Origin of the sequence: Rhizobium sp. CFBP 8752, from assembly GCF_014842035.1 — a bacterium.
Classification (GTDB): domain Bacteria; phylum Pseudomonadota; class Alphaproteobacteria; order Rhizobiales; family Rhizobiaceae; genus Neorhizobium; species Neorhizobium soli.
On sequence record NZ_JACYUZ010000001.1, the window covers coordinates 443,919 to 456,466 of the forward strand.

13 protein-coding genes are annotated in these 12,548 nt (G+C 61.7%); 11 read left to right on the forward strand and 2 right to left on the reverse strand.

The annotated features are described in order from the left end of the window. Positions 1–33: 33 nt before the first annotated feature. From IFT59_RS02045 to IFT59_RS02095, 11 genes are all read left to right on the forward strand, one after another. Positions 34–1,692, forward strand: a complete 1,659-nt coding sequence (locus IFT59_RS02045; RefSeq protein WP_192085951.1) for an ABC transporter substrate-binding protein — start codon at positions 34–36, stop codon at positions 1,690–1,692. A gap of 43 nt (positions 1,693–1,735) precedes the next feature. Next, a complete protein-coding gene (locus IFT59_RS02050; RefSeq protein WP_446737822.1) occupies positions 1,736–2,776 on the forward strand; it encodes an ABC transporter permease in 1,041 nt (346 codons plus the stop codon). Beyond that, a complete protein-coding gene (locus IFT59_RS02055) occupies positions 2,773–3,702 on the forward strand; it encodes an ABC transporter permease (RefSeq protein WP_192085955.1) in 930 nt (309 codons plus the stop codon). Before IFT59_RS02050 ends, IFT59_RS02055 begins: the two co-directional genes overlap by 4 nt. Positions 3,703–3,742: 40 nt before the next feature. Continuing rightward, complete coding sequence (locus tag IFT59_RS02060; protein ID WP_192087078.1) at positions 3,743–4,591, forward strand: ABC transporter ATP-binding protein; 849 nt, start codon at positions 3,743–3,745, stop codon at positions 4,589–4,591. Next, positions 4,588–5,337, forward strand: a complete 750-nt coding sequence (locus IFT59_RS02065; RefSeq protein ID WP_192085957.1) for an ABC transporter ATP-binding protein — start codon at positions 4,588–4,590, stop codon at positions 5,335–5,337. The genes IFT59_RS02060 and IFT59_RS02065 overlap by 4 nt, the downstream gene beginning before the upstream one ends. A 90-nt stretch (positions 5,338–5,427) precedes the next feature. Then, on the forward strand, positions 5,428–6,954 hold the full coding sequence (locus IFT59_RS02070) for an ABC transporter substrate-binding protein (RefSeq protein ID WP_062582017.1): 1,527 nt from the start codon (positions 5,428–5,430) through the stop codon (positions 6,952–6,954). Between the two features lie 282 nt (positions 6,955–7,236). Next, entirely contained in the window at positions 7,237–8,187 is a 951-nt protein-coding gene (locus IFT59_RS02075; protein WP_192085959.1) for an ABC transporter permease, read from the forward strand. Then, the gene (locus IFT59_RS02080) at positions 8,184–9,002 is read left to right on the forward strand and encodes an ABC transporter permease (RefSeq protein WP_092659649.1); all 819 of its coding nucleotides are present in this window, start codon (positions 8,184–8,186) and stop codon (positions 9,000–9,002) included. The genes IFT59_RS02075 and IFT59_RS02080 overlap by 4 nt, the downstream gene beginning before the upstream one ends. Positions 9,003–9,035: 33 nt before the next feature. Further along, positions 9,036–10,433, forward strand: a complete 1,398-nt coding sequence (locus IFT59_RS02085) for an amidase (RefSeq protein ID WP_192085961.1) — start codon at positions 9,036–9,038, stop codon at positions 10,431–10,433. A gap of 256 nt (positions 10,434–10,689) precedes the next feature. After that, the gene (locus IFT59_RS02090) at positions 10,690–11,040 is read left to right on the forward strand and encodes a DUF883 family protein (RefSeq protein WP_062461311.1); all 351 of its coding nucleotides are present in this window, start codon (positions 10,690–10,692) and stop codon (positions 11,038–11,040) included. A gap of 5 nt (positions 11,041–11,045) precedes the next feature. After that, a complete protein-coding gene (locus IFT59_RS02095; protein ID WP_113469344.1) occupies positions 11,046–11,492 on the forward strand; it encodes a hypothetical protein in 447 nt (148 codons plus the stop codon). Positions 11,493–11,729: 237 nt separating this feature from the next. Here IFT59_RS02095 and IFT59_RS02100 read toward each other — a convergent pair whose 3' ends face one another. Both IFT59_RS02100 and IFT59_RS02105 read right to left on the reverse strand, forming a co-directional pair. Then, positions 11,730–12,296 (reverse strand): RNA polymerase sigma factor, encoded by a 567-nt coding sequence (locus IFT59_RS02100; protein ID WP_062461307.1) that lies wholly within the window; start codon positions 12,294–12,296, stop codon positions 11,730–11,732. Continuing rightward, on the reverse strand, positions 12,293–12,475 hold the full coding sequence (locus IFT59_RS02105; protein ID WP_062461941.1) for a NepR family anti-sigma factor: 183 nt from the start codon (positions 12,473–12,475) through the stop codon (positions 12,293–12,295). The genes IFT59_RS02100 and IFT59_RS02105 overlap by 4 nt, the downstream gene beginning before the upstream one ends. Between the last annotated feature and the right edge of the window lie 73 nt (positions 12,476–12,548).

The window sequence follows — 12,548 nt, forward strand, 5'->3', positions numbered from 1 at the left end:
GGCTTCCGCAACGTACGGAACAGGGGAAATCATATGCTTCATCTTCGCTCCCACACTCTTCGAATGCTGTCGGCGACCGCCGCGCTGTCGCTGCTTTCGTTTGCCGCACCCTATGGTCTTTCCGGAGAGGCGATGGCCGCAACGCCGGCCGATACGCTGGTCGAAGGCTTTGCGATCGACGACATTATCAGCATCGATCCGGGCGAAGCCTTCGAGCTTTCGGCGGCCGAGGTGACCGCCAACAGCTATAGCAAGCTCGTGACGCTCGATCCGTCCGACACGTCGAAGGTGATCGGCGATCTCGCCGACAGCTGGACGGTGTCCGACGATGGCATGACCTATACGTTCAAGCTGAAGCCCAACCTGAAATTTGCGTCCGGCAACCCGATCACCGCAGAAGACGTCGCCTTCTCGTTCGAGCGCGCCGTCAAGCTCGACAAGTCGCCGGCGTTCCTTCTGACCCAGTTCGGCCTGAAGGCTGACAACGTCACCGAAAAGGCGAAGGCATCCGGCGCCGATACGTTTACCTTCATCGTCGACAAGGCCTATGCGCCGAGCTTCGTGCTCAACGTGCTGACCGCAACCGTCGCCGCCGTGGTCGACAAGAAGGTGGTGATGGAACATGCGAAGTCCGTCACCCCGACTGCCGAATACAAGTTCGACACCGATTTCGGCAACGAATGGATGAAGACCGGCTATGCCGGCTCCGGCCCGTTCAAGGTTCTCGCCTGGCGCGCCAACGAGGCCGTCGTGATGGAAGCCAACCCCAATTATTACGGCGAAAAGCCGAAGCTGAAGCGGGTCATCTACCGCCACATGAAGGAAAGCTCGGGCCAGCGCCTGGCGCTGGAGAACGGCGATATCGATGTTGCCCGCAATCTCGAGCCGAACGACATGGATGCCGTGTCGAAGAAGGAGGGCATCGCTCTCACGTCCGCGCCGAAGGGTACCGTCTACTATTTCAGCCTCAACCAGAAGAACAAGAACCTCGCCAAGCCGGAAGTGGTCGAGGCGATGAAGTATCTGGTCGACTACGATGCGATCGGCGCGACCCTGATCAAGGGTATCGGCGAAATCCACCAGACCTTCCTGCCGAAGGGCCAGCTCGGCGCTCTCTCCGACAACCCGTACAAGCTGGACGTGGCCAAGGCGAAGGAACTGCTGGCCAAGGCGGGTCTGGCTGACGGCTTTACCGTGACCATGGACGTGCGCAACACGCAGCCGGTGACCGGCATTGCTGAAAGCGTGCAGCAGACGCTGGCGCAGGCCAATATCAAGCTGGAAATCATTCCGGGCGATGGCAAGCAGACCCTGACCAAGTTCCGCGCCCGTACCCACGACATCTATATCGGCCAGTGGGGTTCGGACTATTTCGATCCGAACTCGAATGCCGAGACGTTTACAGTCAATCCTGACAATGCCGATACCGGCACGACGAAGACGCTCGCCTGGCGCAATGCCTGGGACGTGCCGAAGGAACTGTCTGACGCCAGCAAGGGTGCGCTTCTCGAAAAGGATGCCGCCAAGCGCGCGGCCACCTACGAGGACCTGCAGAGAAAGGTTCTCGCCACCAGCCCGTTCGTGATCGTCTTCCAGCAGACCGAAGTGGCCGGCTATTCATCCAAGGTGAAGAATTACAAGCTCGGCCCGAGCTTCGACACCAACTTCGTTGCTCCGGTCTCGAAGGAATAGCCGATAGGGGACGATTTCCTTGACGCTTCCTGATGTAACGACTGTGACACGGCGCAACAGGCGCCGTGCTCCCTCCATTGTCAAAGGTACGCTGCGGTTTCTGATCACCGCGGCGACCACTTTTCTCGGCCTGTTGGCCGTTACCTTCTTCATCGGCCGCGTGGTGCCGATCGATCCGGCGCTGGCGATCGTCGGTGACCGGGCGCCAGCCCATGTGGTGGAGCGGGTGCGCGAGCAACTGGGCCTCAACCTGCCGCTCTATCATCAGTTCTGGATCTACATAAAACAGGCGCTGACCGGCGATTTTGGCACCTCGGTGCTGACGACGAACCCTGTGATGACCGATATCGCGCGGGTGTTTCCGGCAACGATCGAGCTTGCCACGATCGGCACGCTGATCGGTGCCGTCATCGGCGTGCCGCTCGGCGTGCTGGCGGCCGTCAAGCGCGGCTCGATCGCCGACCAGATCGTGCGCATCATTGGCCTGATCGGCTATTCGGTGCCGATCTTCTGGCTGGGACTGCTGTCGCTTGTCGTGTTCTATGCCAAGCTGCGCTGGGTCGCCTATCCCGGCCGGATCGATATCGCCTACGAATACACGTTCACGTCCGCGACCGGCTTCTTTCTGGTCGATGCCATCTGGCAGGGGGAGTGGGAGGTGGTGTGGGACCTGTTCCGTCACATCATCCTGCCCGGATGTCTGCTCGGCTATTTCTCGCTCGCCTATATCAGCCGCATGACGCGCTCGTTCATGCTGACCGAGCTTTCGCAGGAGTATGTGGTCGCGGCGCGGGCCAAAGGCCTGTCGGAAACGCGGATCATCTGGTTCCACGCGCTGCGCAACGCGGCCGTGCCCCTGATCACGGTCATCGCATTGTCCTATGCGGGCCTGCTGGAAGGCTCGGTTCTGACCGAGACCATCTTCTCCTGGCCGGGGCTTGGCCTCTACATCACCAACTCGCTGCAAAATGCCGATATGAATGCGGTGCTCGGCGGCACGCTTGTGATCGGCATGGTGTTCGTCGCCATCAACCTGTTTTCCGATCTTCTCTATCGGACGCTCGACCCGAGGACGCGCCGATGAGTGTCGTTGAACCGTTGAAACCCTATAGCCGGGCGTGGCTTTTGTCCGACCGGCCGGCCTCGCGTCATCAGGCGCGTATCGGCCGTGCCTATGTGGTCTGGCGGCAGTTTTCCGAAAACCGGCTGGCGCTGCTCGGCCTGTTCATCATTCTGGGCCTGATCTTCATCGCCATCTTCGCCAATGTTCTTGCGCCGCATAACCCGGTGCAGGGCGACCTGCGCAATTCCCGGCTGCTGCCGCCGGGTTCGGCCGGCTTCCTGCTCGGCACCGACGACCAGGGCCGCGACATTCTCTCGCGGCTGCTTTACGGCTCAAGACTGACGCTGTTCGTCGTGGTGCTGGTGGCTGTCATCGCCGCGCCAGTCGGGCTGATCGTCGGCACGGTCTCCGGTTATGCCGGCGGCTGGGTGGATGCGGTCCTGATGCGGATCACCGACATCTTTCTCGCCTTTCCGAAGCTCGTGCTGGCGCTTGCTCTGGTGGCGGCATTGGGACCCGGCATCGAGAACGCGGTGCTTGCCATCGCGGTCACGTCCTGGCCGCCCTATGCGCGTATTGCCCGCGCCGAAACGATGACGTTCCGCAACTCGGAATTCATTTCGGCCGTGAAGCTGATGGGTGCTTCGCCATTCCGCATTGTGCTGCGCCATGTCATGCCGCTCTGCATGTCGTCGCTGATCGTGCGCGTCACGCTCGATATGGCGGGCATCATCCTGACCGCCGCCGGCCTCGGCTTTCTGGGTCTCGGTGCACAGCCGCCGCTGCCGGAATGGGGCGCGATGATCGCATCCGGTCGCCGTTTCATTCTCGACCAGTGGTGGGTAGCCGCCATGCCCGGTATCGCCATCCTGATCGTCAGCCTCGGCTTCAACCTTCTCGGCGACGGATTGCGCGATGCGCTGGATCCGAAGGAGGCCGGACAATGACGGAGAAAGGCCAATGATGATGGGCAATCCTTCCGTCAACATGACTGCTACCACCGAAGCGCCGCTGCTTGCGGTCGACGACCTGCGCGTGACGTTTCCGACCCGCACCGGCGAGGTAACCGCTGTGCGAGGCGTTTCGTTCACGCTCGGCAAGGAACGTCTCGGCATCGTCGGCGAATCCGGTTCCGGCAAGTCGCAGACCGGTCGCGCCATCATGGGGCTGACGGCGGGGCATGCGAAGATCACCGCGAACAAGCTGGAATTTCGAGGTCGCGATCTTCTGTCGATGCCGAAGTCCGAGCGGCGGCATATTCGCGGCAAGCAGATCGCGATGATTCTGCAGGACCCGAAATATTCGCTCAATCCGGTCATGACCATCGGCCGGCAGATCGTCGAAACGCTGAAGACCCATGAGAAAGTCTCGGGAGCGCAGGCGAAGGAGCGGGTGATTGCGATGCTGGAAGCGGTGCAGATCCGCGATCCGGGCCGCGTCTACGATCTCTATCCGCACGAGGTTTCCGGCGGCATGGGGCAGCGGGTGATGATCGCGATGATGCTGATCTGCGGGCCGGAGCTTCTGATCGCCGACGAACCGACCTCGGCGCTCGACGTGACCGTGCAGCTCGATGTTCTCGACATTCTCGACAAGCTGGTGTCCGAGCGCGGCATGGGGCTGATCTTCGTGTCTCACGATCTGCGTCTGGTCTCCTCCTTCTGCGACCGGGTGCTGGTGATGTATGCCGGACGGGTGGTGGAGGAACTGGCGTCTGCCGATCTTTCCAAGGCGAGCCATCCCTATACGCTCGGGCTTCTCAATTGCCTGCCGACGATAGGCTCGAACCGGCATCCGCTGCCGGTGCTCGACCGCAAGCCGGAGTGGTCGCTATGAGTGCCATCATCTCCATCAGGGACATGCTCGTCACCTATGACGATTTTGCAGCACTCGATCATGTCAGCATGGATGTGGAAGAGGGCGAAAGTTTCGGGATCGTCGGTGAATCGGGCTCGGGGAAATCGACGCTGTTGCGCGCCGTTTCCGGGCTGGCAGGGTTCGACAGCGGCACGCTGACGGTCGCGGGAAAGACCTATTCGGGGCAGGCGAGGACCAAGGAATTCTACCGCACCGTCCAGATGGTGTTCCAGGATCCCTACGGATCGCTGCATCCGCGCCAGACGGTGGACCGGCTGCTGCTGGAGCCGCTGGCGATTCATGGCTTTACCGATGTCGATGTGCGGATTGCCCGCGCGCTGGATGAGGTCGGGCTGGGAGCGGGTTTCCGGTTCCGCTATTCGCACCAGCTTTCCGGCGGCCAGCGGCAGCGGATTGCGATTGCCCGGGCACTCATCCTCGAACCGAAGATCCTGCTGCTGGATGAGCCGACCTCGGCGCTCGATGCGTCGATCCAGGCGGAAATCCTCAATTTGCTGGAGCAGGCAAAGCGCGACCGCGGATTGACCTTTGTGATGGTCAGCCATGATCTCGGTGTGATCAGCCATATGTGCGGCCGTCTTGCGGTGATGAAGAGCGGCAAGGTGGTGGAAACCGTGCCGGCGCAGGCGCTGGAAAACCGCGAGTTCTCGGCGGATTACACCCGACAGCTGCTGGTGGCGAGCGAAGGCTTCAGCCGCGGCTAATCCTTGTGGCGGGCGGCAGAATGCTATTGTGCACCTGCGAAATGCCCGTAAGATCGCGGTCAAGAGATCAATAAGCAGGGGAACAATGCCATGAAGACGGTTGCTGGTTGGGGTGTGTTTTCGCGCCGGAGCGTGATTGCGGCGTCTGTTGCGCTTGGCCTTGCCGCCTCGATGGGAAGCGGGGCGTTTGCCGCGGCAAAGACGTCGGTCACGATCGGCATGACGATCGAACCCATCGGTCTCGATCCGACGATTGCCGCCCCTGTCGCGATCGGGCAGGTGAGCTGGCAGAATATCTTTGAGGGCCTGACGACGGTCGACAGCGCCGGCAAGGTGCAGCCGCAGCTTGCGGAAAGCTGGGAGATTTCCTCGGATGGGAAGACCTATACGTTCAAGCTGCGCCAGGGCGTGACCTTCCACAACGGCGTCGCCTTCGACTCGTCCGTTGCGAAATTTGCGATCGACCGGGCTCGCGGCGCCGACAGCGTCAATCCGCAGAAGCGCTATTTCGCCTCGATCGAGACAGTGGAGACGCCCGATGCCGCAACGCTGGTGCTGAAGCTGAAGCAGCCGGCGGGCAGCCTGCTCTACTGGCTCGGCTGGCCGGCCTCGGTGATGGTGGAGCCGAAATCCGCTGCCGACAACAAGACCACGCCGGTCGGCACCGGTCCGTTCAAGTTCGTGTCCTGGCAGAAGGGCTCGAAGGTCGATCTGGCGAAGAACACTGACTACTGGAACAAGTCCGTTTCGGTGAAGCTCGAGACAGCGGTTTTCCGGTTCATCGCCGATCCGCAGGCGCAGGCAGCGGCCCTGAAGGCCGGCGATGTCGACGCGTTTCCGGAGTTCGGCGCGCCGGAACTGGTCTCCTCCTTCGAGGGCGACACGAAGCTCACGACCGTGATCGGCAATACCGAGCTCAAGGTCGTGGCTGGCATGAACAATTCGCGCAAGCCATTCGACGACAAGAAGGTTCGCCAGGCGCTGATGATGGCGGTGGATCGTGCGACCGTTGTCGAAGGTGCATGGTCGGGTTACGGCACGCCGATCGGCAGCCACTACACGCCGAACGACCGCGGCTTCAAGGACCTCACCGGCGTCTACCCCTACGACGCCGAAAAGGCGAAGGCGCTTTTGAGCGAGGCCGGATATCCGAACGGCTTCTCCTTCACCATGAAGGCGCCGCAGATGGCCTATGCGCAGCGCTCGTCGCAGATCCTGCAGGCGATGTTTGCCGAAATCGGCGTGACGATGAATATCGAAACGACCGAGTTTCCCGCAAAATGGGTATCGGACGTGCTGAAAGCCGGCGACTACGACATGACCATCGTTGCCCATGCGGAGCCGATGGACATCGATATCTACGCCCGCGACCCCTATTACTTCCACTACAAGAACCCCGCCTTCAACGAGATCCTCGCCAAGGTCGAGGCGACCGCCGATCCTGCGGAACAGGACAAGCTCTACGGCGAGGCGCAGACGATCCTCGCAGAGGACGTGCCGGCACTGTTCCTGTTCGTAATGCCGAAGCTCGGCATATGGGACGCGAAGCTGAAGGGGCTGTGGGAGAACGAGCCGATCCCATCGAACGTGCTGACCGAGGTGTTCTGGGAAGAATGACGATGCGTCTCGCCGTGATCTGCGCCGGTGACGTTTCCGACAACGCGAGAGGCGTTAAGCTTTGCGATGAGGTGGCCTTGGGAAAGATGGGGCTTAATCGCGGATGACTGAAATCCCCCTCTGGCCTGCCGGCCATCTCCCCCACAAGGGGGGAGAAGGTATGCGGCACCCGATTGCCTCGATCGTGGCCCGGCGGTTCGGCTGGGTTAAGCCCTCCCCCTTGTTGGGAGGGTGGGGAGGGGCGACTGGCGTAGGCATGGTGGATGTTGGAGGGTGCGGCCCATGATCTCCATCCTTATCCGCCGCATCCTGTCGCTCATCGTCACGCTTCTCGTCGTGTCGCTGCTGATCTTCGTCGTCATGGATCTCTTGCCGGGTGATCCCGCGGCGATTGTGCTGGGGACGTCAGCAAGCCCGGAAACGCTGGCGGCGCTCAGAACCCAGATGGGGCTCGATCAGCCCCTGCCGATGCGTTATCTCGCCTGGTTATGGGGTGTTTTTCAGGGCGATTTCGGGCAGTCCTATACCTATGGCGTACCGGTCGCGGGGCTGATTGCGGAGCGGTTGACGGTGACGCTGCCGTTGGCGTTGATGGCGGTTCTACTCTCGGTCGGAATTGCCGTTCCTCTCGGCGTGCAGGCGGCGAAAAAGCATAACGGCATGTTCGATGCCATTGTCGGCGCGGTGTCCTATGTCAGTATCGCGGTGCCGGCCTTCTGGGTGGGGTTGCTGTCGATCATCCTGTTTTCGACGCTGCTCGGCTGGATGCCGGCGGGTGGATTTCCGGGCTGGGACGCGGGGCTGCTGGCCGGGTTGCAGGCGTTGCTGCTGCCAGCGATCGCGCTGGCGCTGCCGCAGGCGGGCGTGTTGACACGCGTTGCGCGGGCCGCGGTGCTGGACGTGATGAACGAGGATTATGTGCGCACCGCCCGCGCCAAGGGGCTGGGCGAGGGGGCGGCACTCTGGCGCCATGCGGTGCCGAATGCGCTTGTGCCTGTGGTGACGATGATCGGCATGCAGTTCACCTTTCTGATCGCCGGTGCAGTGCTGGTCGAAAACGTCTTCAACCTGCCGGGTCTCGGACGGCTTGCCTACCAGTCGCTGGCGCAGCGTGACATCGTTGTCATGCAGGACGTCGTCCTGTTTTTCTCAGCCCTTGTCATCGTCGTCAATTTCCTCGTCGACCTTCTTTACCTGGTGATCGATCCGCGGCTGAGGGTGGGGGTGAGATGAGGCAACTTCTGCGCCGTCCCGTTCTTCTTGCCGGGCTTGTCGTGACGCTGTTCCTGTTTCTAGTGGCGTTGCTTTCGCTGGTCTGGACGCCTTATCCGCCGTCGAAGATGAACATCGTCCACAAGCTGAAGCCGCCATTCGAATTCGGCCTGCTCGGGACCGACCAGTTCGGACGCGATGTGGCTTCCGCGCTGATGGTCGGCGCCTGGAATTCGCTGTCGACGGCGCTGCTTGCGGTGGCGATCGGTGCCACGATCGGCACGGCGGTCGGCACCGTGGTGGCAATGCGGCGCGGTTGGGTCGAACAGATCGTGATGCGCGGCTGCGACATCATCTTCGCGGTTCCGCCGATCCTGTCGGCGATGATGCTCGGCGCCTTTATTGGATCCGGCCGGTTCACGGCGGTCATTGCCATCGCCACGTTCATGGTGCCGGTGTTTGCACGGCTGACGCTTGCCGCGGCACGGCAGATCTGGACGCGCGACTATGTGGCGGCGGCTATCGGCATGGGGCGTTCGAAACTGAAGATCACGTTCGTTCACATTCTTCCCAATATTTCGAACCAGATCATCGTGCAGGTGACGATCCAGCTCGGTCTCGCGATCCTGACCGAGGCGGGGCTTTCCTATCTCGGGCTCGGCATGCCGCCGCCGAACCCGACCTGGGGGCGGATGCTTGCGGATTCGCAGACGTTCCTTGGGCAGGCGCCTTGGCTCGCCTTGATGCCGGGGCTGGCGATCGCGATCGCGGTGCTGGGCCTCAACATGCTCGGCGATGGTCTGCGCGACCTTCTCGATCCGCGCTCGACACCATGATTTTCAAACGACGACCTGAGTGAAAGACTTTTCATGAACGCCCTTTTGAAACTGACGATCCGGGACATACTTTCTCTTTATGCGCAGAAGAAGCTTTCGCCGCTCGAATACTGGGAGGTGGTCGAGGCACGGGTTGCGGCGTTCGAACACCAAGTTCAGGCGCTCTACCTCTACGATCCGGACAGCGCACGGCAACAGGCGAAAGCCTCCACCGAGCGCTGGGCGAAGGGCGAGACGCTGGGGATGCTCGACGGCATTCCGGTGACGATCAAGGAACTGATCGCCACGAAAGGGCATCCGGTGCCGCTCGGAACCGCCGCGACGGAGCTGACGGCAGCGGCCAGCGATGCGCCGGCCGCTGCACGGCTGCGCGAGGACGGCGCGGTGATCTTCGCAAAGACCACATGTCCCGATTACGGCATGCTGTCGTCAGGGCTTTCCAGCTTTCACCCCTTAAGCCGCAATCCCTGGGACCTGACGCAGAACCCGGGCGGATCCAGTGCCGGCGCGGCGTCGGCTGCGGCTTCGAGCTTCGGACCCCTGCATATCGGCACCGATATCGGCGGTTCGATCCGGCTGCCGGCCGGCTGGACGGGGCTTTTCGGCTTCAAGCCCAGCCAGGGCCGCATTCCGGTCGATCCGTTCTTTGTCGGGCGCTGTGCCGGCCCGATGACGCGGACGGTGGAAGACAGTGCGATCGCCATGGCGACCCTGTCGCGCCCCGACTGGCGCGACGCGACATCGCTGCCGCCCAACGCCTTCGACTGGGTGGATCTCGACATCGACGTCAGGGGGATGAAGATCGGGCTTATGCTGGATGCGGGCATCGGGATCTCTCTCGACGACGAGGTCCGCGCGGCGGTGACGGCTGCGGCAAAGCGGTTCGAGGCGGCGGGGGCCGAGATCGTGGAGGTTGCGCCCGTCATGACGCGGACGATGCTGGACGGGCTCGACAGTTTCTGGCGGGCGCGGTTCTGGGGCGATATCGAGGCGATGCCGGACGAGCGCAAGGCGCAGATCCTGCCCTACATCTTCGAATGGGCAAAGGGTGGCGCTTCGGTTTCCGGCGTGGAGGCGGTGCGCGGTTTCAACCAGACGATCGAGATGCGCAAGGCCTGTGCGAAACTCTTCTCCGGCGTCGATGCGGTTTTGTCGCCGACCAACCCGATCGTCTCCTATCCGGCCGACTGGGCATCGCCGACCAACGATCCTCTGAAACCGTTCGAGCATATCGGCTACACGGTGCCGTGGAACATGTCGGAGCAGCCGGCCGCCTCGATCAACTGCGGTTTCTCCCGCAGCGGAATGCCAATCGGGATGCAGATCGTCGGGCCCCGGTTCGCAGACGTGCTCGTTCTGAAGCTGTCGCATGCGTTTGAGCAGTGGACCGGCGGCGTGACCAACTGGCCAGAGCCGAGACTTACGCCCTGATCTGCGCATCGAGTGACGGTCCGAGCGCAAAAATCGGCGATGGAACCTTCACGGTTTCGCCGCGTTTCATTTTGGCAGACGAATGCGTGCACTTTGCGTCTGGTGGAGTATGATGTGCGAGAGGCATCCTTTCGAACATGACTGGGCCTGATATCCCGATCTTCGCCTAGCCTCACAGTTTGCATGTCGTTTGAACCTTTCCGCAAAGCCCGCGCCTTCCGCGCGGCGCCAAGATCCGTAGAAACAGGAGATCTCCATGGCCGCAGCTACTTCCACGAATGCCGAAATTGCCCGCGCTCGCACCGCCGCCGGTGCTGCTACGACGTCTGACATCGAAGCGCAGCTGCAGCAGCTCCGCGAAGATATCTCGTCGCTTGCCAAGACCGTCGGCGCCGTCGGCAGCAGCACGGCGAGTGAAGTGAAGGGCAAGGCCCGTCGCGCCGCATCCGATGCGACCGATGCGTCCATGCAGATGGTTGAAGCTGCCCGCGAGCAGGCGATCTCGTTCGAGCGCGACCTGGAAGCGAAGATCCGCAAGGCACCGATCCAGTCGATCGCGATCGCAGCCGGCGTTGGCTTCGTCTTCGCTCTCCTGTCGCGTCGCTAAAGATGATGGGCCTTGGTCCCCTTATCGCTTCGTTTGCCGCGATGGATATTGCGGCATTTACGGAGCGGCTGAAGCGCAACATCATGCTGTATGGGCTCGCTGCACTTTTCGTGCTGACGGCCTATGTGCTGGGCGTTGCGGCACTTGCCGTTCATCTGTCGCAGTTCTGGGGCCTTCCCATAGCGCTTCTGGTGGTTGCAGGCGGCGCATTGCTGCTGGCCGTGATTTTCTACCTTTCGGTGACGCTCACCGCGAGAGCGGAAGTCAAGCGCAAGAAGCAGGCAGTGGCCGCCAATAGCGGCAAGACGCTGGCTTTGACGGCAGCACTCACAGCGGTTCCGCTTCTTCTGAAGTCGAAGCCCCTGATGTTTGCATCGATCGCGGGGGGCCTCGGCTTCCTCGCCCTGAGCGGTGGCAGGACGCGTCGTCGCTTTACAAATCCTGGAGAGTAACACCAGCCGTTACTCGTCTTTCGATCATCGAGCTGCCGGACAAATTCCGGCAGCTTTTTTTGTGTCTTGTCGGATTGTCATGAGGCTCTGGTCGACGCTCGCGCGGAGCGAAGGGATGCGTGCTATTCAGAATTCTGCAAACACGGGGGAGGGCAGTTGTCTGGCGCTACGCGAAACACACAAAAACGCCGCCCGTGAAGGCGGCGTCTATGAGTTTACATGTACTTCGCTGAACGTTCAGCCGCCGAAGGCGCGGGACGTGATGGCTGCGTCACCGGCATCCGGGCCGTAATCGACCTCGCCGGATACGCCAAGCAGCTCCTGCAAGCGGGTACGAGCGCGCGAGACACGGCTCTTGATCGTGCCGACAGCGCAACCGCAGATCTCCGCCGCTTCCTCATAGGCAAAGCCTGCTGCGCCGACGAGAACAATCGCTTCGCGCTGATCGTCCGGAAGCTTGTCGAGCGCTGCACGAAAGTCCTGCAGGTCGAGGCGACCATACTGTTCGGGGTGCACGGAAAATCGTTCGGAGAACAGGCCGTCGCTGTCTTGCACTTCGCGGCCACGCTTGCGCATCTGGCTGTAGAATTCGTTGCGCAGGATCGTGAACAGCCAGGCCCGCATGTTGGTGCCGGCCGTAAAGCTCTTCTGGTTCGCCCACGCCTTCATGATCGTGTCCTGGACAAGGTCATCGGCCTTGTCGTGACGACCGGTCAGCGAGACGGCAAAAGCGCGCAGGTTCGGCAGCGATGCCAAAAGGTCGCGCTTAAAAATGCGATCGTCGTTGTCTTCTTCCTTGCTCATTTCGCATCCACCGACTTGGCGTTGCGCTCGGCATGGTCGAGCCGTTCGAGCAGATCGAGGAAGCGATCGGGGATACCCTCCTCCTGGACTGCGTCATAAAATTCACGCAGTTTGCGAGAGATCGAGGCGTTGGGAGACACTGACCCAGGCCTTGCTTCTTGAGATTGGCTTGTTGTCATGTCATCTTTTTTTGTGTTGTCGTCACTCATCACTCAAATGGCCTGTTCGATATCGTCACCTCACAATTCGCGG